The sequence below is a fragment of the Niabella hirudinis genome, assembly GCF_051201075.1.
Classification (GTDB): Bacteria; Bacteroidota; Bacteroidia; order Chitinophagales; family Chitinophagaceae; genus Niabella; species Niabella hirudinis.
In genome coordinates this window covers 503,780-528,011 of the sequence record NZ_JBPEHJ010000001.1, presented here as the reverse complement: position 1 = coordinate 528,011, position 24,232 = coordinate 503,780, and the positions used below count along the sequence as shown (strand labels likewise).

At 47.1% G+C, this 24,232-nt stretch carries 21 protein-coding genes; 15 read left to right on the top strand and 6 right to left on the bottom strand.

Annotated features, from left to right (window positions below; genetic code table 11):
- Nucleotides 1-142: 142 nt before the first annotated feature.
- The 3 genes from GGU45_RS01980 (at nucleotide 143) to GGU45_RS01970 (ending at nucleotide 5,162) form a co-directional block, all read left to right on the top strand.
- Nucleotides 143-1,615 carry a dicarboxylate/amino acid:cation symporter gene (locus tag GGU45_RS01980; protein ID WP_435221531.1) on the top strand — a complete coding sequence of 491 codons (1,473 nt, stop codon included), beginning with the start codon at nucleotides 143-145 and terminating at the stop codon, nucleotides 1,613-1,615.
- A 9-nt stretch (nucleotides 1,616-1,624) separates the two neighbouring features.
- Nucleotides 1,625-2,407 (top strand): DedA family protein, encoded by a 783-nt coding sequence (locus tag GGU45_RS01975; RefSeq protein ID WP_435221529.1) that lies wholly within the window; start codon nucleotides 1,625-1,627, stop codon nucleotides 2,405-2,407.
- Between the two features lie 340 nt (nucleotides 2,408-2,747).
- Nucleotides 2,748-5,162: a glycoside hydrolase family 3 N-terminal domain-containing protein gene (locus tag GGU45_RS01970; protein ID WP_435221527.1), complete on the top strand. Its 2,415-nt coding sequence runs from the start codon at nucleotides 2,748-2,750 to the stop codon at nucleotides 5,160-5,162.
- A gap of 125 nt (nucleotides 5,163-5,287) precedes the next feature.
- On the opposite strand, the gene GGU45_RS01965 is transcribed toward GGU45_RS01970, so the two are convergent.
- Nucleotides 5,288-6,346 carry an RluA family pseudouridine synthase gene (locus tag GGU45_RS01965; protein ID WP_435221526.1) on the bottom strand — a complete coding sequence of 353 codons (1,059 nt, stop codon included), beginning with the start codon at nucleotides 6,344-6,346 and terminating at the stop codon, nucleotides 5,288-5,290.
- Nucleotides 6,347-6,456: 110 nt separating this feature from the next.
- Here GGU45_RS01965 and lipB point away from each other — a divergent pair, with 110 nt between their 5' ends.
- Nucleotides 6,457-7,197 (top strand): lipoyl(octanoyl) transferase LipB, encoded by a 741-nt coding sequence (gene lipB / locus GGU45_RS01960; protein ID WP_435221524.1) that lies wholly within the window; start codon nucleotides 6,457-6,459, stop codon nucleotides 7,195-7,197.
- Between the two features lie 59 nt (nucleotides 7,198-7,256).
- On the opposite strand, the gene GGU45_RS01955 is transcribed toward lipB, so the two are convergent.
- Together GGU45_RS01955 and GGU45_RS01950 are read right to left on the bottom strand one after the other, a co-directional pair.
- Nucleotides 7,257-7,475 carry a hypothetical protein gene (locus GGU45_RS01955; protein WP_435221523.1) on the bottom strand — a complete coding sequence of 73 codons (219 nt, stop codon included), beginning with the start codon at nucleotides 7,473-7,475 and terminating at the stop codon, nucleotides 7,257-7,259.
- A 55-nt stretch (nucleotides 7,476-7,530) separates the two neighbouring features.
- On the bottom strand, nucleotides 7,531-9,213 hold the full coding sequence (locus GGU45_RS01950) for an OmpA family protein (protein ID WP_435221522.1): 1,683 nt from the start codon (nucleotides 9,211-9,213) through the stop codon (nucleotides 7,531-7,533).
- 459 nt (nucleotides 9,214-9,672) lie between these two features.
- Between GGU45_RS01950 and GGU45_RS01945 the strand changes: the two genes are divergently transcribed.
- The 8 genes from GGU45_RS01945 (at nucleotide 9,673) to GGU45_RS01910 (ending at nucleotide 17,822) form a co-directional block, all read left to right on the top strand.
- Nucleotides 9,673-10,527 (top strand): prephenate dehydratase, encoded by an 855-nt coding sequence (locus GGU45_RS01945; protein WP_435221520.1) that lies wholly within the window; start codon nucleotides 9,673-9,675, stop codon nucleotides 10,525-10,527.
- On the top strand, nucleotides 10,518-11,723 hold the full coding sequence (locus GGU45_RS01940; RefSeq protein WP_435221518.1) for a pyridoxal phosphate-dependent aminotransferase: 1,206 nt from the start codon (nucleotides 10,518-10,520) through the stop codon (nucleotides 11,721-11,723). Before GGU45_RS01945 ends, GGU45_RS01940 begins: the two co-directional genes overlap by 10 nt.
- The gene (locus GGU45_RS01935; RefSeq protein WP_435221517.1) at nucleotides 11,710-12,561 is read left to right on the top strand and encodes a prephenate dehydrogenase; all 852 of its coding nucleotides are present in this window, start codon (nucleotides 11,710-11,712) and stop codon (nucleotides 12,559-12,561) included. The genes GGU45_RS01940 and GGU45_RS01935 overlap by 14 nt, the downstream gene beginning before the upstream one ends.
- A 34-nt stretch (nucleotides 12,562-12,595) precedes the next feature.
- The gene (locus GGU45_RS01930; protein ID WP_435221516.1) at nucleotides 12,596-13,687 is read left to right on the top strand and encodes a chorismate mutase; all 1,092 of its coding nucleotides are present in this window, start codon (nucleotides 12,596-12,598) and stop codon (nucleotides 13,685-13,687) included.
- Nucleotides 13,688-13,835: 148 nt separating this feature from the next.
- Nucleotides 13,836-14,852, top strand: a complete 1,017-nt coding sequence (gene aroB / locus GGU45_RS01925; protein WP_435221515.1) for a 3-dehydroquinate synthase — start codon at nucleotides 13,836-13,838, stop codon at nucleotides 14,850-14,852.
- Nucleotides 14,853-14,899: 47 nt separating this feature from the next.
- The gene (gene aroA / locus GGU45_RS01920; RefSeq protein ID WP_435221513.1) at nucleotides 14,900-16,255 is read left to right on the top strand and encodes a 3-phosphoshikimate 1-carboxyvinyltransferase; all 1,356 of its coding nucleotides are present in this window, start codon (nucleotides 14,900-14,902) and stop codon (nucleotides 16,253-16,255) included.
- A gap of 194 nt (nucleotides 16,256-16,449) precedes the next feature.
- Entirely contained in the window at nucleotides 16,450-17,448 is a 999-nt protein-coding gene (locus tag GGU45_RS01915) for a chorismate synthase (RefSeq protein ID WP_435221512.1), read from the top strand.
- Between the two features lie 110 nt (nucleotides 17,449-17,558).
- On the top strand, nucleotides 17,559-17,822 hold the full coding sequence (locus tag GGU45_RS01910; protein ID WP_435221510.1) for a GlsB/YeaQ/YmgE family stress response membrane protein: 264 nt from the start codon (nucleotides 17,559-17,561) through the stop codon (nucleotides 17,820-17,822).
- A gap of 164 nt (nucleotides 17,823-17,986) precedes the next feature.
- Here GGU45_RS01910 and purU read toward each other — a convergent pair whose 3' ends face one another.
- On the bottom strand, nucleotides 17,987-18,820 hold the full coding sequence (gene purU, locus GGU45_RS01905; protein WP_435221509.1) for a formyltetrahydrofolate deformylase: 834 nt from the start codon (nucleotides 18,818-18,820) through the stop codon (nucleotides 17,987-17,989).
- 70 nt (nucleotides 18,821-18,890) lie between these two features.
- On the opposite strand from purU, the gene bshC reads away from it, so the two are divergent.
- On the top strand, nucleotides 18,891-20,492 hold the full coding sequence (gene bshC / locus GGU45_RS01900) for a bacillithiol biosynthesis cysteine-adding enzyme BshC (protein WP_435221507.1): 1,602 nt from the start codon (nucleotides 18,891-18,893) through the stop codon (nucleotides 20,490-20,492).
- Nucleotides 20,493-20,677: 185 nt separating this feature from the next.
- On the opposite strand, the gene purE is transcribed toward bshC, so the two are convergent.
- Nucleotides 20,678-21,193 carry a 5-(carboxyamino)imidazole ribonucleotide mutase gene (gene purE / locus GGU45_RS01895; RefSeq protein ID WP_435221506.1) on the bottom strand — a complete coding sequence of 172 codons (516 nt, stop codon included), beginning with the start codon at nucleotides 21,191-21,193 and terminating at the stop codon, nucleotides 20,678-20,680.
- Nucleotides 21,194-21,466: 273 nt separating this feature from the next.
- On the opposite strand from purE, the gene pncB reads away from it, so the two are divergent.
- Together pncB and GGU45_RS01885 are read left to right on the top strand one after the other, a co-directional pair.
- Nucleotides 21,467-22,651, top strand: a complete 1,185-nt coding sequence (gene pncB, locus GGU45_RS01890) for a nicotinate phosphoribosyltransferase (protein ID WP_435221504.1) — start codon at nucleotides 21,467-21,469, stop codon at nucleotides 22,649-22,651.
- Between the two features lie 280 nt (nucleotides 22,652-22,931).
- Nucleotides 22,932-23,618: a murein L,D-transpeptidase catalytic domain family protein gene (locus GGU45_RS01885; RefSeq protein WP_435221503.1), complete on the top strand. Its 687-nt coding sequence runs from the start codon at nucleotides 22,932-22,934 to the stop codon at nucleotides 23,616-23,618.
- A gap of 8 nt (nucleotides 23,619-23,626) precedes the next feature.
- On the opposite strand, the gene GGU45_RS01880 is transcribed toward GGU45_RS01885, so the two are convergent.
- Nucleotides 23,627-24,076, bottom strand: a complete 450-nt coding sequence (locus tag GGU45_RS01880) for an SRPBCC family protein (RefSeq protein ID WP_435221502.1) — start codon at nucleotides 24,074-24,076, stop codon at nucleotides 23,627-23,629.
- Nucleotides 24,077-24,232 lie beyond the last annotated feature (156 nt).

Here is a 24,232-nt window from a genome sequence, read left to right as displayed (position 1 = left end):
TAAATAAAATTTATATGGCAGTGAAAAGTAAGCAATAATACGCTTCCCGGATAAAACTTATTCTATTTTTTTGAAAAATTATTAAAAGAGGAACCGCCTTTTTCAGGCTAAACCTTTAGTTTTGGCAAATAACCACTCGACTATGAATAAAAGAAAAGCCGGGTTTCTTTCTATTATACTTTTTACAGTTGCTGCTGCTTTTCACCTTGTACATGAAGAATGGACCCCAATGCCGGAGGCGTTGCTTTTTGGCCTGAGGTGGACGGTGATCGCCAGCCTGGTTTTTTTTGCCGGATACAAACGATCGCTGACCACCTGGATCTTCGTGGCCATGGTAATTGGTGTCGAGATCGGGGTCGACTATCCGGCGTTTTCCCAGAATCTCAAATTCTTAAGTACCATTTTCCTCCGGCTGATCAAAACCATTGTGGCCCCTCTGTTGTTTTCAACGCTGGTAGTAGGCATTGCCAGCCATAGCAACCTGAAACAGGTGGGGCGGATGGGGTGGAAGTCGATCCTGTACTTTGAGTTGGTAACAACATTCGCCCTCATCATTGGGTTGGTTTTTATAAATATAACCCAGGCCGGAACCGGCATTAAAGTGCCCGAGGCCCTCTTAAAAGACCTGCCGAGCTCACAGGAAAAAATATTTCAGCAAAAAGTAATCACCATTATGGATAGCGCCGGGGTAGCAGTGCCCCCGCATTTGATCGAAAAGCTGCCCGATCCATCGGCAAAAACCTGGCAGGATCATATCGTGGATATTTTCCCGGAGAATATCATTAAATCGGTTTATGAGGGCAACGTTTTGCCCATTGTGGTGTTCAGCCTGATCTTTGGAATATCGCTGGCCATGCTTTCGGAAAAGCGGAAAAAGCCGCTCATCGACTTTACAGAAAGTTTATCGGAAACGATGTTCAAGTTTACCAACCTGATCATGCATTTTGCACCTTTTGGAGTAGGCGCGGCCATATCGGTTACCGTAGGTCACCTGGGGATTGATATTTTAAAGAACCTGGGTATGCTTCTTATTACGCTTTACCTGGCGTTGTTCGCGTTTATCCTGGTAGTGCTAATACCCATTGCCTTGTTTGTAGCAAGGATCCCGTTGCAACGGTTTATACAGGCAATCAAAGAACCTGTGTCTATTGCATTTGCCACAACCAGCTCCGATTCTGCATTGCCTAAAGCACTGGAAAACATGGAGAAGTTTGGGGTACCTCGAAAAATAGTTTCGTTCGTTATCCCTACAGGATATACCTTTAACCTGGATGGTACTACGCTGTACCTGTCGCTGGCCTCGGTTTTTGTAGCCCAGGCTGCAGGTATTCATCTGTCATTTGGCGAGCAGCTGATGATCGGCTTATCGCTGATGCTGAGCAGTAAAGGGGTGGCCGCTGTGCCCCGCGCTTCACTGGTGATCCTGATCGCCACGGCGCATACTTTTAATTTACCCCTGTGGCCGATCATGGCCATTTATGGGATTGATGAGCTGATGGATATGGCCCGAACATCTGTTAACGTAATTGGAAATACCCTGGCAAGTTGTGTAATTGCACGATGGGAAGGAGAATTTGATGAACAAAAAGCCCTGAATTTTGTAGAGGATAATTAAAACCAAATAATGATCGAACTTTTAAACAGCTTTAGCTGGACGGATTTGTTGCAACCGCAGTGGTATATTGAAAATGGTGGTCTGTGGCTGTTACTTTTTGTGGTGTTTGCGGAAACCGGCCTGTTTGCCGGATTTTTTCTTCCGGGAGACACGCTTTTATTTATTGCAGGGATCTACGCCCATAAAATAGGAGAAGGAGCTACTGCCGAACCGGGGCTGACATATCAGTTCCTGAAATTATTTAATTTAGGACATGTCCAGAACGAATGGGTTGACCTGGTTGTGCTTTGGGCGCTGATTGCTTTTTGCGGGATTGTGGGTAATATGGTGGGCTACTGGACCGGTCGCAAAGTAGGGCCGGCCATGTACCATTGGAAAGAGAATTTCTTTTTTAAACGCCGTTACCTGGAGCAGGCACACGATTTTTATGAAAAACACGGTGGCGGGGCGATCATTGTTGCGCGCTTCCTGCCCTTTATCCGCACTTTTGCACCAATCATTGCAGGTATCGTTGGTATGAACAGGGCCAAGTTTACTTTTTATAATATTGTAGGTTGTGTGGCCTGGGTGTTTTCCATGTTATTTGCCGGGCATTTTCTGCAAAAATGGCTGATGAGCGCGTTCCAGTTCGATCTGAAGCAGCATTTGGAATACATTGTATTAGGAATTGTAGTGGTAACCACCGCACCGGTGATCCTTAAACTGATGAGCGGCAAGAAAAAGGCAAAGGAAAAGGAAGCTGCTGCAGCCGCAAAAAGGGCGCTGGATTCCGCCGCCGAAAATGTTGAATAATTGCATTCCTATAGCATATAAATAAAGAAGAGGCTGTCTCAAAAGTCACTTAATAGTGTGTTGTCATTCTGAACTTGTTTCAGAATCTATTGATAGATAATTATTATTAGATACCGAAACAATCCCGATCGTTATCGGGACGGCATGACAAAATAAAGACTTTTGAGACAGCCTCATTCTTTTGCGCAATGCTGTTCCCATTTGTCTGAGTTTCTAACACTTCATAAAGTTTCCCCGGTCTCCCGCCCTGATTCATGTCCTCACGAATCAGAAAGAGAATGACGAACGGTTTTGTTGCTTACCCGGATTATTTATCTTGCACTACTGCAAAAATTATTTGATGAAATATATTGTTACGGCCTTTACAATGCTGGCGGCATCTGCCACGTTGTTTGCGCAAAAAAGCATTTACCATAAAGACTGGATCGATTTTAATAAAAACGGGAAAAAGGATGTTTATGAAGACCCTGCTGCCCCGTTGGAGACAAGGGTAAAAGACCTGCTGGCCCGGATGACCGTTGATGAAAAAACCTGTCAAACGGCTACCTTATATGGTTTTGGCAGGGTTTTAAAAGATGAGCAACCCACACCCGGCTGGAAAAACGAGATCTGGAAGGATGGGATTGCCAATATTGATGAAATGCTGAACGGATTGGCCCGTAACAAAAAGGCGCAGACAAAATATTCTTATCCGTTTAGCCGGCACGCAGAAGCCATCAACAATGTACAGCGATGGTTTATCGAAGAAACCCGTCTGGGGATCCCGGTAGATTTTACCAATGAAGGCATACATGGTTTGAACCACGACCATGCTACCGCTTTTCCGGCGCCCATCGGAATCGGGTCCTCCTGGAACCGGAACCTGGTACGGCAAATGGGGCAGATCGTGGGGAAAGAAGCAAAGGCGTTGGGCTATACCAACGTGTATGCGCCCATCCTGGATGTAGCCCGCGATCAGCGCTGGGGAAGGGTGGTGGAAACCTATGGGGAAGACCCGTTTCTGGTGGCCCAATTGGGAACGGAAATGGCCGCCGGCATCCAGGAGAACGGTGTGGCATCTACCTTAAAACATTTTGCCGTATACAGCATTCCTAAGGGCGGGCGCGATGGCAATGCCCGTACCGACCCGCACGTGGCACCCAGGGAAATGCACCAGCTATTCCTGTACCCGTTTAAAAAAGTGATCGCTAATGCACACCCGATGGGGATTATGAGCAGTTATAACGATTGGGACGGCATGCCGGTAACGGCCAGCCATTATTTTTTAACGGAGCTGTTGCGACAGCAATTTGGATTTAATGGTTATGTGGTATCCGACAGCAGGGCGGTGGAGTTCGTATCGGAAAAGCACCATGTGGCAAAGGATTACAAAGAAGCGGTAAAGATGGTGATGGAAGCCGGGCTGAATGTACGCACGGAATTTGATCCGCCCGAAACCTTTATACGGCCATTGCGCGAACTGGTAAAAGAAGGAAGCCTGTCCATGGAAACCCTGAACCAACGTGTGGCAGAAGTGCTGAGGGTAAAATTCAGGCTGGGTTTGTTTGATCATCCCTACGTGAATGATCCAAAGCAGGCAGACCGGACTGTTGCTACAAAGGAATCGGAAGCCGTAGCATTACAGCTAAACCGGGAGTCGCTGGTATTGCTCAAAAATGCACCGGCCAGGGGACAAACACAACCATTGCTGCCGCTCTCCGTCAATCAGTATAAAAAGATCCTGGTGACCGGGCCGCTGGCCGATGAAAAAAGTCATGCCATCAGCCGCTATGGCCCCTCTAATAAAGAAGTGACCTCCGTGCTGGAAGGGATCCGGAATTATGTGGGTGATAAGGCGGCTATACAATATATAAAGGGATGTGAGGTGGCAGATGCTACCTGGCCGGAGAGCGAGATCATCGAAACCTCCCTGACCAGCGAAGAAACAGCGGCGATCAACAAAGCGGTGGAAGCGGCAAAACAAACCGATGTGGTGATAGCTGTGGTGGGGGAAGATGATAAACGGGTAGGCGAAAGCCTGTCCCGTACCGGGCTGAACCTGCCCGGGAGGCAACTGAAATTATTGCAGGCATTGAAGCAAACAGGCAAACCCGTGGTGATGGTACTCATCAACGGCCAGCCGCTGACAATTAACTGGGAAAACCGCTACATCGATGCGATTCTTGAAGCATGGTTTCCCGGCCCGCAGGGAGGGACAGCTGTTGCCGAAGCGCTTTTTGGGGCCTATAATCCGGGCGGAAAGTTAACGATGACCTTCCCGAAAACAACCGGGCAAATTGAATTGAACTTTCCCTTTAAACCGGCATCCCATGCAGGCCAGCCAGGCGATGGGCCCAATGGTTATGGCAAAACAGCGGTTGTGGGCCCTTTATATCCCTTTGGCTATGGCCTCAGCTATACCAGCTTTGAGTATACAGACTTACAGGTGTCGCCGGAAAGGGGTAAAACGCAATCCGATATCCGGGTTTCGGTACAGGTAAAAAATACGGGAGCTGTCGGGGGAGACGAAGTAGTGCAGTTGTATGTAAAAGACATTGTGAGCAGTGTTACTACCTATGAATCGATCCTGCGGGGATTTGAACGGGTATCTTTAAATGCCGGAGAAGTTAAAACGGTACATTTTAAACTCAGCCCCGATGATTTGTCGCTGCTCGATAAGAATATGAACTTTGTAGTAGAACCGGGGGCATTCGATATTATGGTGGGCAGCTCGTCTGAAGATATCCGGCTTAAAAAGCGGATCGAACTGGAATAACGCCGGAGGCGTTTTTTGGTTCAAGGTTTAAAGCTTCACGTTGGATCCGTTTTTATACTCGATGTACGATCTCATTCCCTAATTTCCACATTTCCACATTTTCACATTTTCACATTTTCAAATTACTAAAGTCGGTTTGTGTACCGTCGCCACTTTTCGATCACAGCTTCCATATCCTGGGGCAGGGCGCTGTCGAAAAGGATCTCCTCGTTGGTATCCGGATGTACAAAGCCCAGTGTTTTGGCATGCAGGGCCTGCCGCGGGCAAAGCTCAAAACAATTGTCTACAAACTGTTTATATTTGGCATATACTGTCCCTTTTACAATCTTATCGCCACCATAAAAGTCGTCATTAAAAAGGGGATGCCCGATGTATTTCATGTGAACGCGGATTTGGTGAGTGCGACCGGTTTCCAAAATGCACTGCACCAGGGTTACATAGCCAAAACGCTCCAGCACTTTATAATGTGTGATCGCCTCCTTGCCGTGATCGCCTTCAGGATAGGCCTCAAACAGTTTGCGGAAACGGAGATTCCGGCCTACATGAGCAATAATGGTACCTTCGTCTTCCTCCACATCCCCCCAAACCAGGGCAATGTATTTCCGGCTTACGGTATGATCAAAAAACTGCTTTGCCAGCGAGCGCATCGCTTTTTCTGTTTTAGCCAGCACTAAAAGTCCGCTGGTATTTTTATCGATCCGGTGCACCATCCCAAACCGGGGAAGAGATTCTTCAGTAATGGCCGCATTTTGTTGTTGTAAATGAAAGGCTACCGCATTGATCAGCGTACCATCGGGATTGCCCGATCCGGGATGCACCACCATGCCGGGGTTTTTATTGATGATTAAAACCGCCGCATCTTCATAGGCAATGTTGAGCGGGATGTTTTGCGGGATGATTTCATTTTCATCCGGGGCCATATCGGTATACACAACAATCTCCTGGGTACCCCTTAGTTTATAGTTGGGTTTTACCTCCTTACCATCTACCAGTACCATATTGTTACGGATGGCCTGCTGGATCTTGTTGCGGGTAGCGCCCTCTATCCGGTTCATCAGGTATTTATCAATCCGGAAAGGCTCCTGTCCTTTATCAGTTTTATATACAAACTTTTCGTATAGTTCGTCACTGCTATCTGTGCCCGTCAAAAAATCATCCGGCGCCTCGGTTTCATTCATTGCCATTGCTTCAAATTTAGTAAGACCCGTAAGAGGTTGTTCCGGCACAACCGGAAAACTGTCTTGCCTGCAAATGTAAGACATCCGCTTTTCTTTGGTAATTTTGCCTATCGATTATGAAACATCAGGAAGTATTGTTTAAGGATATGGGTACCATGCGGTATAAAGATGCATGGGATTACCAGGAGCAATTATTGCAGGAAAATGTGGCGGTTAAAACCGCGTTGCGTGAGGCGTTGGATAGGGGCGAAACATCAAGCGTCTCCCGATTACCATCGGGGCAAACCTCAAACCATTTACTGTTTGTGGAGCATCCGCATGTGTATACCCTGGGCAAAAGCGGACATATAGAAAATGTGCTGCTGAGTGAAGAACACCTGGCAAAAAGGGGAATCGAATTTTTCAGGATCAACCGGGGCGGGGATATTACCTATCACGGGCCGGGACAGATGGTGGGGTATCCCATTTTTGATCTTGAACGGTTTTATACGGATATTGGCCGTTACCTGCGGAATATTGAAGAAGTAGTGATCCGCACCCTTGCCGGTTATGGTTTAAAAGGAGAGCGCTCCCCGGGCGAAACGGGGGTTTGGCTGGATCCCTTCTTAAAAGGAAGGGAGCGGAAGATCTGCGCTATCGGGGTACGCACCAGCCGGTGGATCACCATGCATGGCTTTGCGCTGAATGTAAATACCGACCTGGAATATTTTAATTTCATCATCCCCTGCGGTATCCAAAACAAACAGGTTACCTCCCTGCAAAAAGAACTGGGCAGGGAGCTGGATATGGAAGAAGTAAAACAACAACTAAGGAACAACTTCGAGGAGGTATTTGAGATCCGCCTCCTGCATAAGTAAGGAGCAAGAAACTGTTTAGAATGCACAATAGGCGCAGCGCGCCGTTAACCCTTATAACGCTATAAGCGCCCCAAACTTCCCGTAGCCGCAGCGCGGCGGTAATTTCGTACGCCGGGCTTGTACAAACCGCAATAGTTACTGGTATGCCACTCCTGTCGGTACCGGTCCGAGCAGGCGATGAGGCATTCCCGGCAGCATCCGGCATCCAGTATCCGGCATCCGGCATCCAGTACCCAGTATCCAGTATCCAGCATCCAGTATCCAGCCTCTAATCTCATCAAAAAAAATCCCCGCCCAAATGGGCAGGGACGTATTTGTTATAGCAAAAAGTGACTATTTTTTGCGAAGGTTGGGGTGGGGAGGAGCCACAGTATTGGGTCCGTCCTCGCCGGGAGCTGCTGCACGGATATCTACCGCGTTGCAGTCGCCACCTTCCTGGCCAGAGGAGAAGATGAAACGGTCTCCGCTGATGCCTTCTTTTTCCTGTAAATGGGTGATTACTTTATTTACATGGTCCCAGCTTAATTGCTGCTGGCGTTTGGTAGCGGCGCAATAACCAACAACCACTACTTTACAATTCGGATTTGCTCTTAATTTAGCTGCTACAACTGCCAGTGAGGCGGTAGCATCGGAAGAAAGCGTATTGGAATTGGCTTTAAATGTTACACCGGGTAAGGCACCCAGGAGGGTAGCGCATTCCGGCTCTGCCACTTTACAATCATCGGGGCAGGGGCATTTTCCAACGCCATCAGCATCAACCGGCTGGCAATAAGTAGGAGTAACCAGTTCTTTATCCTTACAATCAGGAACACCATCGCCATCCGTATCGCGGCTTACACCATGGGTGTCAACCGGGCAGCCTGCAGGAGTTTGTTCCTGGTCAAACTGGTCGGTTACGCCATCTCCGTCAGTATCAGGCAGCACGATCTCCGGTACACGGCGCAGCTCGCCATAAGCATAATTCAGCGGGTTCAGCCAGTATAAAGGCTCTACCCTTCTCTTTTTGGAGCCGATGTTATAGTTAAGACCTAAAGTAAGGTAATTCATGAAATCTTTATCGGGGGTCAAAGTTCCCTGGTCCGTCCAGCGCTGACCATCCAGCAGATCCGATCCGTTAAAGATAACCCGGTCTTCCAGTGCGATATTAAAGCGGGGGCTCAAACGAATGGCTACACCCGCACCTCCTGTAACAGAAGCGGCAACAGAGCCGGCAAATACATGAGAATAGCGAATGCTGGGGTCCGCCTCAATAGGCGTGTCATACATATCATCCTGCAGGTCTTTCAGCTGCTTCAGCACATCTTTCTTGCCGGTAGCCGTAATCGTGCTGTAATCGTATGCAGCGCTTTCTGCATCGCCCCGTACTTCATGCATCGCGTTTACACGACCGTCCCAGGTAGTAACGCCCACACCGCCCAATGCATAGAAGGTAGCGCCTGTTTGTGCTTTGTAAAAACGGATATTATGAAGATTGGCAATCAATTGCAGGCTCAACTCCTGTACTGTAGTCTTATAGTTGTAGTAAACTTTGGGGAAGTTGATCGGGTTCCAAACATCACCTCCGGGCAGTACGCTGTTGCGCTGATAACGATAATACCAGGGGTTGTTCATGCCGGTAAATTTATAACCGGAAGATGGACGCCAGTCCTGTCCCTTGGCAATGCCATACATATATTCCAATCGCAGCGAAAGGGTATGCCCCAAAGATTTGCGAACATGGAGACCAAAACCGGGGCTCAGCTTTTCTGAACGTACATCACCATTAACACTGAACAGACCGCCTTTAATACCAATTTCCCACATATCTCTTGGTTTGGGAGGAAAATCGGTTTGTCCCGTTACAAAATCGCGGAACTGCTGTTGCTTTTTCTTCGAATAATACTGCGAATCGGTAACAGAAACCGGCCCGTAAATGGGGTGCGGCGCTGTGTAAGGATGGGTTCCGCTAACCTGGGCTTTTGAGCTGCCATAGGAGCAGATAGCCAAGGCTAAAAGAAGGGTTTTGGAATGGTTCATATTTTTTTGGGTTTTGATATATAACTTTATAACTGACGGGCTACCCCATTTAGGGTATACAGAAACAGCTACAAATATATAGTGACATGCAAATATATGATTTATGGTCAATTTGTTAAAAAAATAATAAGAAACAATTTCTGTATACTTTGCTGGCGTTTGGTTTCCCCCGGCGGTTTGGGTGAGTTCCCTCAAAATAGAACTTTATCAAAAACTATCGTTAGTTGTAGAATATTTTTTAAATATTTATTTTGAAATTTAAATTTTCGTTTTATCTTTGAGCCTCGTTTATGAAATCAACAAAATTCTATACCTGGTTTTATTTTAGCTTCTTCTTTTTTAGCGGGAAGCCGGGTATGCTTTTGTCGAAATAATTTTGTAACAAAAATCATTCAGAATAAAAGAGGATCCCGGCGAAAAAGGCCGGGATTTTTTTGTAATCGTAATAGTTGAGCAACAATGACAAAAGATGCAACGCCAGGCAGCACAGTACACATGGCCATACAGGGCTACGAAGGAAGTTTTCACCAGGAGGCTGCCAACCAGTTTTTTAAAAAAAATGTGACGGTTGAATGTTGCGATACCTTTAAAGAGGTGATTGCAGCGGCAAAGGATCCCGGCCGTACAAACGGGTGTGTAATGGCAATCGAGAATTCGATCGCAGGCAGCATTTTACCAAATTATAATTTACTGCAGGGCAGCGATCTGAAGATTGTTGGTGAAGTATATATGCAGATCAACCAGAACTTGCTGGTAAACCCGGATGTGGAGCTGGAGGATATTAAGGAAGTGCATTCGCATACCATGGCCCTGCAGCAGTGCTATGAATACCTCGACCAGTTTCGGTGGAAATTGGTGGATGCGGACGACACCGCCCTGAGCGCCCGGCATATTGCACAGCATAAGGCCCGGCATATTGCCGCCATTGCCAGTAAACTGGCCGCGGAGCTTTACGGGCTAAAGATCATCGCTCCCAAAATTCAAACCTTAAAAAATAATTATACGCGTTTTCTTGTGCTGCGGCGTAAAGAAGACCTGGCAACAGCCGTGGAAGGTGATAAGGCTTCCATCAATTTTCATACGGATCATTCCAAGGGAAGTCTGGCCAAAGTGCTTTCCATTATATCAAAAGAAGAAGTAAACCTGACCAAACTGCAGAGCTTTCCCATTCCGGGATCGCAGTTCCGGTACCAGTTTCATGCCGATATGGAGTTTGAGCAAATAAGAGACTTTGAAAAAGTGATGGACAAGGTTAAACCTGTGACTACCGGGTTAAAAGTTTATGGCATTTATAAAAGAGGCTCATGGAAATAGCAAGAAGATTACAAGGCATAGGGGAGTACTACTTCTCTAAAAAACTGAGAGAAATCGACAACCTGAATCAACAGGGTAAAAACATCGTTAACCTGGGTATTGGCAGCCCCGACCTGCCGCCGCACCCGGAGGTGATTAAGACCCTGCAGGAAGAGGCGGAGAAGACCAATGTACACGGTTATCAAAATTATAAAGGCAGTCCGGTTTTACGTCAGGCTTTTGCAGACTGGTACCAGCGATGGTATGGTGTAAGGCTGGATCCGGATACCGAAATACTGCCCCTCATCGGAAGTAAAGAAGGTATTATGCACATCTGCATGACCTATCTTAATGAGGGTGATGCCGCCCTGGTGCCCAACCCGGGCTACCCAACCTACCGGAGCAATGTAGCCATTGCCGGAGGTGTGTGTATGGATTATGAACTGAAGGAGGAAAATAACTATCAGCCCGATCTTGCTGCGATAGAGGCAAACGATCTTTCCTGTGTAAAGCTCATGTTTGTTAATTATCCGCAGATGCCTACCGGCCAGCAGGCCAGCCCGGAAGTAATGAAGGCGCTGATCGCTTTTGCAAAAAAGCATCATATACTGCTGGTGCATGATAATCCCTATAGCTTTATTCTGAACGATCACCCGTCAAGCATCCTGGCTATTGAAGGGGCTAAAGAGGTGGCTGTAGAGCTCAACTCGCTCAGTAAGTCGCATAATATGGCGGGCTGGCGCGTAGGAGTGCTCTGCGGGGCCGCGGACCGTATTAATGAAGTGCTGCGTTTTAAAAGTAATATGGACAGCGGTATGTTTTTGCCCCTGCAGCTGGCGGCGGCAACGGCCTTAAGCCTGGGCCAGGACTGGCATGATGAAGTAAATGCCGTTTACAGGGCACGGCGCGAGAAAGTGTATGAACTGCTGAACCTCCTGGGTTGCACCTATTCAAAGGAGCAGGTAGGATTGTTTATGTGGGCGGCCATTCCTGCAGGATATAAAGATGGCTATGAGCTGGCAGATGCCGTATTATATAATGCAGATGTGTTTATAACTCCGGGTGGTATCTTTGGGGCGGCGGGCAACGGGTATATCCGGATCAGCTTATGCGGTTCTATTGAGCGGTTTGATACAGCCATCACCCGCATAAGTGCGCAGATAGGGAAGATCAGAAATGAGAAATCAGAAATGAGCGGAACCAATGGACAATCGTAAAAGAGTGGCAATTATTGGAGTGGGCCTCATCGGTGGCTCAATAGCGTTGCAGCTGCACGAGAAGAAACTCTCTTCCCGGCTTATTGGTGTGGAGGCCAGTATGGAGCACGCGGCGCAGGCGCTGGAGTATGAACTGGTGGATGAATTATTACCCCTCGATGAAGCGATTGCCGCGGCGGATGTAGTCATCCTGGCCATACCGGTAAATAAAATGGTGCACTTGCTTCCGCAGATCATGGATAAGGTGACAAACCAGATCGTAATGGATATGGGCTCTACAAAAGGATCGGTGATTGATGTGCTGCAAAAGCATCCCAAACGCGGCCGTTTTGTAGCCACCCACCCGATGTGGGGTACGGAGTACAGCGGTCCCAAATCGGCCGTGCGCGGCGCTTTTGAAGGAAAGGCGGTGATTGTCTGCAACTCCGATGAATCGGATGCGGATGCCCTGGAGTGGGTTAAGAAGATGTATACCAAAATCGGGATGCGGGTGGTGGAAATGGAGGCGAAGGCCCATGATCTTCACGTAGCTTATGTAAGCCATATCAGTCATATTACCTCCTTTGCACTGGCCAATACCGTGCTGGAAAAAGAAAAAGTAGAGAGCGCCATTTTTGAAATTGCCTCTGCCGGTTTTGAAAGTACCGTGCGGCTGGCCAAGAGTAACCCGGATATGTGGGTGCCCATCTTTCTACAAAACAAGGAGAATATCATTGATGTGCTGACGGAGCATATCGACCAGCTTACAAAATTTAAAGAATCCATACAAACAGATAACAGCGGCCGCTTACAGGCATTGATTGCGGATGCTAACAAGATAAGGCGCATCATCAAATAAGAACAACATAAACATTCAAAAAATCACAGGAAAAATGAAAACTCTTGAAATGACGGATAAGGAAAAAACACAACAGGTATGGGCAAAACGCCCCATCGTTATCAGCGGGCCCTGCAGCGCTGAAACAGAAGAACAGGTATTGGCTACGGCACAGCGACTGGCTGCAACCGGTAAAGTAGATGCGCTGCGCGCCGGCATCTGGAAACCCAGAACCAAGCCGGGAATGTTTGAAGGCATCGGTGCCAAAGGCCTGCCCTGGTTGCAGGCGGCAAAAAAAGCTACCGGGCTGCCCACTGCGGTGGAAGTAGCTACTGCCAAACAGGTAGAAGCCGCATTGACTTTTGATGTGGATATCCTCTGGATTGGTGCGCGTACCACGGTAAACCCGTTTAGCGTGCAGGAAGTGGCCGATGCATTAAGAGGGGTGGATGTACCTGTGCTGGTGAAAAACCCGATTAACCCCGATCTGGAGCTCTGGGGTGGAGGTGTGGAGCGAATCGCCCGTGCCGGTATCAAAGACATCGGTTTGATCCATCGTGGATTTTCTTCTTATGGTAATACACAGTTCCGTAATGCACCCATGTGGCACCTGGCCATTGAAATGAAACTGCGTTTCCCCGACCTTCCGATCATTAACGATCCTTCGCATATCTGTGGTAACCGTGATGGACTGTTCGATGTTGCGCAAAAAGCGATTGACCTGGATTATGATGGTGTGATGATTGAGTCGCATATCGATCCGGACAACGCCTGGAGCGATGCCAAGCAGCAGGTAACACCCGAACGCCTGAAAGAGATGCTGGAGGCAATTGTATGGAGAAAAGAGAGCAAAGACAATTCTGAATTGCAGGGCGGATTGGAAAAACTCCGTCAGCAGATCAACCATCTCGATGATGAAATGCTGCAGATCATTTCCCAGCGTATGAAGATCGCTGATAAGATTGGTCAGTACAAAAAGGAAAATAACCTTACCATTTTGCAAACCAACCGGTGGCAGGAGATCCTCGATAAGATGATGGCGAAAGGTGAAAAACTGGGATTGAGCAAAGACTTTATCATGAAGTACCTGGATGCCGTGCACCTGGAAAGCATCAATCATCAGAAAAATATAATGGACGCGCAATAACGGATCAATCATGCATAGTTCATAGTTCATGCCCGGCAGTAGCTGCTTCGTGAACTATGAACTATCCCCTTCATATTGATGACACTCATTCACTAAAACGTCTCACTTAAGACATTTCACCAAAAATATTTCACTACCCACAAAAGAAATGGAAAAAGTCATTAAATTTTCAAACGCTTCCACGCATTTTTATTTCGACAGCTCTTTGAAGCAGGTAACCAGGATCGCAGATAAAAAATCATTGGTGATCATTACCGATGAAAACATTTTTAAGGCACACCCGGCTGTTTTTAAAGGTCTGAACGTAATTGTGCTGAAGCCGGGCGAGGAATACAAGGTGCAGGCTACGGTAGATGAAGTGATTGACACCCTTATAAAAATGGAAGCCGACCGGCAAACGGTACTGGTAGGTGTTGGAGGAGGCGTGATCACCGATCTTACGGGCTATATAGCTTCCGTTTATATGCGGGGCATCCGTTTTGGTTTTGTACCAACTTCCATACTGGCGCTGGTAGACGCATCCATTGGGGGGAAAAACGGTATTGATGTAGACCGGTATAAAAACCTGGTAGGCGTCATCCGGCAACCCTCTTTTATCCTGCATGATGTGGCTTTTTTACAGTCGCTTCCTCAGAATGAATGGGAGAATGGCTTTGCAGAAATCATTAAACACGCTTGTATCAAAGATGCACCCATGTTTAAGCAGCTTCAGCAGGAGTCACTTTCGTCTTATCAAAAAGATAAGAAGAAGCTGAGCAGCTTAATTCAGCGGAATGCACTGATAAAAACCAAAGTGGTACAGAAGGATGAGTTTGAGAAAGGCGATCGCCGGTTGCTGAACCTGGGACATACCATTGGGCATGCCCTGGAAAAAGAGTATGAACTCATGCATGGACAAGCCGTGGCCATCGGCACCACCTATGCCTGCCAGATCTCTGAGGCGCTGACCGGTTTTACGCAAACGGCGGCTGTGGTAACCCTTCTGGAACAATACGGGTTGCCGACTTATGCCGATTTTGACCGCAAAAAAGTGTTTGACAGTCTGAAAATGGATAAGAAACGGGAACGGAAAGAAATGAATTTTGTATTGCTCGATAAAATTGGCAAGGGCATTATAAAAGCTATCCCGATGAAGCAGCTGGAAAAAATGATCAATAAACTATAAATGCTGAACGCTGGAAGCTAAATGCTGATAGCTCAAATCTCGAATAAATGAATATAACGATACATCCTTCAAAATTGTCGGGCAACATTTATGCGGCAGCGTCCAAAAGCTCCATGCAACGGGCCTGCGCAGCAGCGCTGCTTTCAACGCAAAAAGCGGTAATTAAAAATCCCGGGCATAGTAATGATGATATTGCCGCTATGGGCATCATCAAATCATTAGGGGCAACCATTAAGGAAATAGACCGTGATACCGTTGAAATTGAAAGCTCCTTTTTAAGCAACCCTGCCGCTATTGTATCAAAAGAAGCGGCGGTCCATTGCGGCGAAAGCGGTTTAAGCATCAGGATGTTTACTCCCATTGTGGCACTGTGCAAAAATGAGGTGACCATTAACGGAGAAGGAAGCCTGGTAACCCGGCCTATGGATTTTTTTGATCAGATACTGCCGCAATTGGGCGTTTCCATTCATTCCAACGGCGGTAAGTTGCCGTTAAAAGTCAATGGTCCCTTACAACCCAAAGAGATCCTGATCGATGGCTCGCTTAGTTCGCAGTTTCTTACGGGCTTGCTGATGGCATTTTCCGCTGTTCCGGTAAAAGAACCCGTTACCATTAAGGTAAAGGATCTCAAAAGCAAACCTTATATTGATCTTACGTTAAACGTAATGCAGCAATTTGGCTTGCAGGTGCCGGAAAACAACAATTATGAAACGTTCACATTTTCCGGCAGGGAACCTGAAACTTTAAACCTGGAACCTGAAACAATCAACTACACCGTAGAAGGCGACTGGAGCGGGGGCGCTTTTTTGTTGGTAGCAGGGGCTATTGCAGGAGATATCCGTGTGCAGGGGCTTCAGCAAACCAGCACCCAGGCCGATAAAAAAATCATAGAAGCCTTAATGGCTGCCGGAGCGGGTATGGCTATGGAGGCAAAGGGGATTGTGTTGCACGCAGCGGCAATGCGGGCGTTTGAATTTGACGCCACGGATTGCCCCGATCTCTTTCCTCCGCTGGTGGCGCTGGCGGCCAATTGCGAAGGAGTTACTACCATAAAAGGGGTGAGCCGGCTGGCGCATAAAGAAAGCGACCGGGGTATTACCCTACAGGAGGAGTTTGGTAAAATGGGCATCCGGGTTGACCTGGATGGCGATATCATGCGCGTGCATGGAGGACCGGTTAAAGGAGCCGAAGTACATTCGCGCCATGACCACCGGATTGCGATGGCTTGTGCCACAGCGGCATTAAAAGCCGATGGCCCGGTAACGATTGAACATGCAGAGGCTATCAATAAATCGTATCCCGATTTCTATGATCATTTAAAGGAACTGGGAGCAACGGTTACCGGTGGATTGGAGTACAGGAAGGCGCTGAACGAAATTTATTCGGATAAAAACGGGCAATAGTCAATGGATAATAGTTAGTAGTTAATAGGGAGTAGTTAATAAGAAATGGGTGTTGCTATACTCCGTACCGGGTAAAATGTCCAGTAAAAATCGTTGCGTCCTTGCTCCATAGCGTCTTCGCGCGAAAATCAATGCACAAATCCATCCGGTAAGAAGTATAATAGCAGCGCGCTCAAATCTCAAATCTAAAAACAATGAATGCATTCGGACAATTATTCAGGGTACAGATCTTTGGCGAATCCCACGGGGAATGTGTAGGTGTAGTGCTGGACGGGATCCCTGCGGGACTGGACGTGCCGGTGGAGGATTTTCTTCCGGATATGGAACGTAGGAAAGGGGGCAACCAAAAAGGCGCTACACCCAGGAAGGAGGACGATATACCGATGTTTAAAAGCGGTGTGTTTAACGGAAAAACTACCGGATTTCCGGTAATGATCTATTTTGAAAATAAAAATACCCGCAGCGGTGACTATGAAAAATTAAGAAGCTTTCCAAGGCCCGGACATGCAGATTTTGTGGCCCATAAAAAATTTGGCGGGTTTGAGGACTACCGTGGCGGCGGGCATTTTAGTGCCCGTTTAACCACAGGACTGGTGGCAGCCGGCGTCATCGCCAAAAAACTGCTCAGGGATGTTTCCATTGAAGCAAGGATTACCGAAATAGGCGGCGACCCCGATCCCGAAAGCGGATTACAAAAGGCTATTGAAGCCAAGGATTCAGTGGGCGGCCTGATCGAATGCCGTGTAAATGGATTGCCGGTAGGTTTGGGTGAACCTTATTTTGATTCTGTTGAATCGGTGCTGGCGCATTTGCTGTTTACTATTCCAGCGGTAAAAGGAGTGGAGTTTGGGACGGGCTTTGCCGCAGCAAAAATGTTCGGTTCACAACATAACGACCCCATCGAAAATAACGATGGGAAAACCACAACCAATCACGCAGGAGGTATCGTTGGCGGTATCACCAATGGGAATGAGCTGGTATTTCGCATCGCCATAAAGCCAACGGCATCCACACCCAAGCCACAGCACAGCCTAAACTGGGAAACAGGCCAGATGGAAGATTTTTCCGTCAAAGGCCGCCATGATCTCTGTGTAGCCCTGCGTGCGCCCGTAATTGTGGAAGCGGTTACGGCCATTGCCCTGGCTGATTTTATGATGCAGGCAGGAAAAATAGAACGTGTTATTGGGGGGTAACCTGTTGATAACTACCCTGTTCCCTTAAGCGTAAATTCTTCTTTGGCATGTTTTTTTGTAGTAACTTTAAGTGTCGCAACTTAATTTTCTATCATTAAAACTTAAAAACTATGGGTCATCTGATTTCCTGGATCATTTTTGGATTAATTGCAGGTCTTATAGCTAAAGCCATTCATCCGGGCAAGGACCCCGGCGGCTGGATCGTTACAAGCCTTATTGGTATTGGCGGCGCTTTCCTGGGAAGATTCGTTGCCGGGTTGCTCAATATTGACATTAGCGCCAACTGGTCCTTTATGGGTTTCTTATTTGCCATCGGCGGAGCCGTGGTCCTGCTGTTCATTTACCAGAAGGTTTTTGTAAAGAAGGCCTCCTGATAAAGGGTGGTTGTTTTTAATGCCCGGGAGAACATGGGCTCAAAAATGATACCTTGCCGGGAATACGGCGATACGGTAAGTTAAAGACATTTGAAAAACAATATCTTTCCGCATTTCCGCCTTCCCGGCATTGATTTGCTTTCAGCTTTGATACCGTTGCTTTTTTAGTTCTCAAAAACCACGGTTTTATTGCCATCTACAATTACCCGATCCTGCAACACCAGCTGTAAGGCTTTTGCCAAAACGGATTCTTCAATTTCTTTGCCCAGGGTTACCATGTCTTTTACCGAATGCGCATGGTTAACAGGAATGATCTGTTGTGTAATAATAGGTCCCTCATCCAGTACATCGGTAACAAAATGGGCCGTTGCTCCAATCAGCTTTACTCCCCGCTCATAAGCCTGGCGGTATGGACTGGCGCCGATAAATGCGGGTAAAAAGGAGTGATGAATATTAATCACCCGGTGGGGATATGCGGCTACAAATTGCGGCGACAGGATCCGCATAAATTTTGCAAGAATGATATAGTCAAACTGGTAGTGGTTGAGCACGCCCGCCAATGCCGTTTCAAAATCCTCTTTTGAACGGTCCTGGTGATCCACATAATGAAAAGGGATATCAAACTTCCCGGTAAGCGACCGCAGGGTTTCGTGGTTGCCAATGACGCAGGCAACAGAAGCATCCAGGGTATTGAAATAGTTGCGCAGCAGGATGTCGCCCAGGCAATGATATTCTTTGGTTACCAAAACGGCCACCTTTTTTTTAACATCGGTATTGATAAAGATCGTACTTCCGGCAGGGAGCACCTGCTGTAGCGCAGCCTCAATATGCGATGTATTAAAACTATGATCGGCTACCTCCACACGAAGATAAAAACGATTAGCCTCCACATTCACGTATTCCCTCATGGAAATGATATTGAACGCCGCGTCTGCCATCACTTTGGAAATAGCGGCTACCAGCCCCACCTGGTCGGTACATTGTATTAAAATGATCATTGGCTAAAAATAAAACTATTTCACTTTAAAAATGTTATTGTATTTTCATTTTGGATTGCAATATCAATGTATGGACTGTAAGACCCTAAATCTTTCTTACGCAGAAACCGGTTTTTTTACAAAACTGGCATTGGATTATTTGAGTAAAGATGAAAAATTACAACCTTTTTATAATGGTTTCCCCTCGGCTCCGGCGATAGCAGACGCTATTGAGCGGCGGCGGCAGGTACCCACCAACCGCAAGTTGCTGGTACAGGCACTGCAACAGCAATACAGCGCGGTGCCATTGTCGGATAAAGTAACGGCCAACCTGGCCCTATTGGAAAAGGAAACCACGTTTACAACCATTACGGCACACCAGCCCAATATTTTTACAGGTCCCTTTTATTTCATTTACAAAATCCTGCACGCCATTAAGCTTGCAGCGCAAAGCAAAGCATTATATCCGCAGTATGATTTTGTGCCCGTATACTATATGGGAAGCGAGGATGCTGATCTTGACGAGCTGGGACATCTTTTTATAGACGGGCAAAAAATGACCTGGAATACTGCCCAGGCCGGCGCTGTAGGGCGTATGAAGGTAGATAAAGCCCTGTTGGAGCTGGTCGACCGGATTGAAGCGCAAACAGGCGTGGAGCCTTATGGCAGGGAGATCGGAGCGGTATTGCGAGCCTGTTATACGCCGGGCGCTTCCATACAGGATGCTACTTTTGGATTGGTGCATTTTCTGTTTGAGCGTTTTGGTTTGATCGTGGTAATACCCGACAATCCGGAGTTGAAATCCGTTGCGGCGCACCTGTTTAAAGATGAGTTAAGAAACAGCCGTTCCGCGGCATTGGTGCAGGCCACGGCTTCAGAATTAACGGCTGCCGGCTATAAAGTGCAGGCCCATAGCCGCGATATCAATCTCTTTTATTTAACCGATGAAGGACGCCACCGGATCGAGCGTTCGGGCAACCAGTGGCAGGTAGTGGATACGCCCTATATATTCTCCGAGGCAGAAATGATGCAGGAGGTAGACGCGCACCCGGAGCGGTTTAGTCCCAATGTGATCCTGCGCCCGGTATTTCAGGAAATGATCCTGCCCAACCTTTTGTTTGTAGGGGGCGGTGGAGAACTGGCCTACTGGATTCAGCTAAAAAAAATATTTGAATACTATAAAGTGCCCTACCCGTTATTGGTACTGAGAAATTCATTTTTGCTGCTCAACGGGAAGCAGGCGGCCCTTGTAAAAAAACTGGGCTTTGGGACGCCGCAGTTATTTAAGCCGCTGCATGAGCTGAAGAATGACTGGATAAGGGCACACTCGGCAAACGACCTGGATATGGAAGGCGCGCTTGCAGGTATAAAGCTGCTATACGCGGGCCTTGAGGCGCAGGCAGGCCCCATTGATGCTACTTTATTAAGGCATATAGAGGCGCTGGAAACTACGGCCACAAAACGGATTACCGAGCTGGGTAAGAAAATGCTCCGTGCTGAAAAAAGGAATCACCAGGATGCCATGAACCAGGCAGTCAAATTAAAGGAACAGCTGTTTCCATTGAATAACCTGCAGGAGCGTATCGAAAATTTTATCCCGTTTTATGCACGGTATGGGAGCCGGTTGATCGACACCCTTTATAAACACTCGCTGGGACTGGAGCAGGAGTTTGTGGTACTGGAAACGGTATAGCGTATTTCAAAGTGCTCAAAGCGCAGCGCCAGAGGCCGAAAGCCTGTTTCTGGTTTTCCCGGGAATCGGGATAAAGTTCCAGGTTGGGTTCCGGTTCCATATTTGGTACCCAATCTTTAATTCCTGAAGTGACCGGCTGAAGCTAAAAAATGCTAACTGATAGCTGAAAAACAAAATTTCAAGCATCAGGAATCAAATGTATTCGGTTGTCCGGATCCTTTTAACCGCTCTACCTTCTGCAGTACTTCAGCTTCCATTTCCTGTTTGTAATGGACCATCTTCTGATAAACGGCCTCATCCGCAGCACCAATGATTTGTGCGGCAAGAATCCCCGCATTTTTTGCAGCATTGAGGGCCACGGTAGCCACTGGCACGCCGTTGGGCATTTGCAGAATGCTGAGTACGGAATCCCACCCATCAATCGAATTACTCGATTTTACCGGCACCCCGATTACCGGCAGGGAGGTGATGGATGCTACCATTCCCGGGAGATGTGCGGCCCCGCCGGCGCCGGCGATGATAACCTTCAAACCCCGTTCCTTTGCCTTTTGAGCATACTCCACCATACGTAGGGGGGTGCGGTGTGCGGAAACCACCGTTACCTCATAATCGATGCCGAATGTTTTCAGAACGGCAGCTGCCGGTTCTATTACCGGTAAATCACTGTCGCTGCCCATAATAATACCAACCTGTATAGCCATGATGCAAAGAACGGTAAAGATTTCTGATTTCTGATTTCTGATTTCGACAAACCTACTAACTATACGAAAAACCCGTTAATGGCCCAACCTTAAACCTGGAACTTTAAACCTTAGTATACGAAAGATTCAGTTAGTACCCAACGTCAAACCTCAAATCCCTAACCTCAAACTAAAAAACGAAAACTCCGTCACTACCCGAATCTCATTTCCACATTTCCATATTTCCATATTTCCACATTTTCAAATCTTCAAATTAAACTGTAGGTTTGATACATGAATATTGAACCGCATTTTCCTTCCCCCTCCATCCTTGATAATGATTTTTATAAATTTACTATGCAGTGCGCGGTGATGCAGTTGTTTCCCGATGTAAAGGCAAAATACACCTTCATCAACCGGGGCGCGCATGTATTTCCCCCGGGGTTTGGCGATGCATTGCGTATACAGGTAAACCGGATGGCAACGTTGAAGCTGACCCCCGAAGAGTACCGGTATCTTGCTGTCAACTGTCCTTATCTGAATGCTGCCTACCTCCATTTTTTGGCAGGATATGCATATAATCCTGCTGAGGTGAACATCCTGCAGGAAGGAGAACGGCTGGAAATTGCCGTGGAGGGATATTGGTTTCGTACTATTTTATGGGAAGTGCCCCTGCTGTTCCTGGTCAGCGAACTGTATTACCAGCTTACACAACAGCGGCGGGATACCGATGAACAGGTGGTTAAAAATACTGCCAAAAAAATAAGCATCTATAAGGATCTGGATGTGCCCGTAGCCGAGTTTGGCACCCGGCGCCGGCATTCCTACGAAGTGCAGCAGCTGGTGGTAGATACCCTGAGCCGGCAGGGTGAAAATAGTTTTGTAGGCACCAGCAACGTTTATCTTGCCATGCGTTCAAAAACAAAGCCTATAGGCACCCATGCGCATGAGTGGTTTATGTTTCACGCGGCAAAGTATGGATTTACCATGGCCAATGCACTTAGCCTGGAGCACTGGGCGGATGTGTACCGCGGCGACCTGGGAGTGGCCTTGTCCGATACCTATACCAATGATGTTTTCTTTGAGCAGTTTGATAAAAAGTTTGCAAAGCTTTTTGACGGCGTGCGGCACGATAGCGGCGACCCTATCGGTTACGCAGAAAAGGTCATTGCTCATTATAAAAAACTGGGCATTAATCCCGCCTATAAATTCATCATTTTTTCCGATGGACTCAATACAGAAAAGGTAGCAGAAATTACAAGGGCTACAAAGGGCCACATTGGTATCTCGTTTGGAATTGGTACCAACCTTACCAATGATGTGGGATTGGAGCCAATGAATATTGTAATGAAGCTAACGGCTGTTCAGTTTGATGAAAAAAGATGGGTGCCTACTGTTAAGCTTTCGGATGAAAAAGGGAAATATAGTGGCGAACCGGCCATGATCCGCCTGGCAAAAGAAGTTTTAGATATTGAGTGACAGAAATATATAAATTTAATTATATTAAATGTCTTATTTAAGCTTTTTCTAACAGAAAAATGCTGTTGCAACTGTACCTTTGCGCTGGTTTTGTGAGGAAATTTTATTTGAACACTCCAAAACATCCGGTCACTGCCGGGCCTGGATTTGCATCCGCCGTATGATTCATTTAGGATCATTTTAAACCCATATCTTTTTTTTGATTTAAAAAAGGAATTTTTTAATGATGAGGGCTTTTATTGTAAAAAAAATAACACCACTGGCGTTTTTAATTGTAGCTGTGACAAATATTTCGTGGCATGCTCCCGCTGTTGCACCGGCAAAGGAAGCTTTGAGCTTTTTAACGTTGTACCCCATGTCGCTGGGGTGGAAGGCGAACCGGTCTGCCCTGGTTTATGATAGCCTGCATCTGGATCTGAAGGGGCTTTCTGAAAAGGCCTTTGCCTATGCCCTTGAGGGTTTGGAGGAGCTGAAAGCAGAGGGCCAGGTACGGAATGATTCTATTATTACAATTGTTGATTTTGATCAGCCCAGTGTGAACAAGCGCCTGTATATCCTCGATCTCAAAAACTTTAAATTACTCTTTAATACCTGGGCAGCGCATGGCCGCAGGTCCGGTGCATTGATGGCTACTTCTTTTAGCAACACCCTTTCTTCCAATAAAAGCAGCCTTGGTTTTTATCTTACGGACGTACCGTATTATGGAGGTAACGGCTACTCATTAAAGTTAAAAGGCATGGAGCCGGGGTTAAACGACAAGGCCATGCAGCGCGCGATTGTACTGCATGGGGCCCGCTATGTAAGCCAGTCGAGCATCGATGAACTGGGATATCTTGGCCGCAGTTTTGGATGCCCGGCAGTGCCGGTTGAGCTCAATTTGCCGATTATTGAAACGATCAAGGAAGGCTCCGTGTTGTTTATTTATAACAGCAGCTATCACCCGAAGTTCTTCTATGAGGCGGTTTAAAAAACAGATCAGCCTGCCTTCAGGGCAGGGTTTCCTTTGCCACTGGTAATCAGGTTACGCAGGCTGCCGTTGATAAAATCCGACCAGGCATTGGAGCAGGCGTCAAAACATTCTACACCGGGTTGCAGCCCCTCATGGGTAAAGCGCAGTTCCGTTTGGCCTTTTTGCTCCGAAATTTCAAAACAAACCCGGGTCTGGTTCCATTCCGACTGGTTTTGCAGAAAATTAAGCCGGCTGTCAGTAACCAGCCATACTACTTTTTTACCAGGGATCACTTCGGTTAATTGTTGTCGCGAATAGTGAACATCACCAAAGCGTACTTCAAACACATTGTCTTTATGAAGGGTTTGACCCTCAAGATTTTCGGTCCACCATGCACGTACGTTGTTGACCGCATTAAATACCGTTTCCGGCGTTTGATCCGTTATAATGGAAACGGAGAAATGATGATCAGTCATAATAGAAATGTATTTATTGGTATGATATTGTTGAAACCTTTCGTTTGGCAGGCGTTTTTTGCTGCGTGTTCCTGTGGGCCTCTTTTACATAGGGGCAACTGTTCGCGGCTGCGTTTTATATTTTATTCAGCTGGAAATAAAGGCGCATTTTGTCAC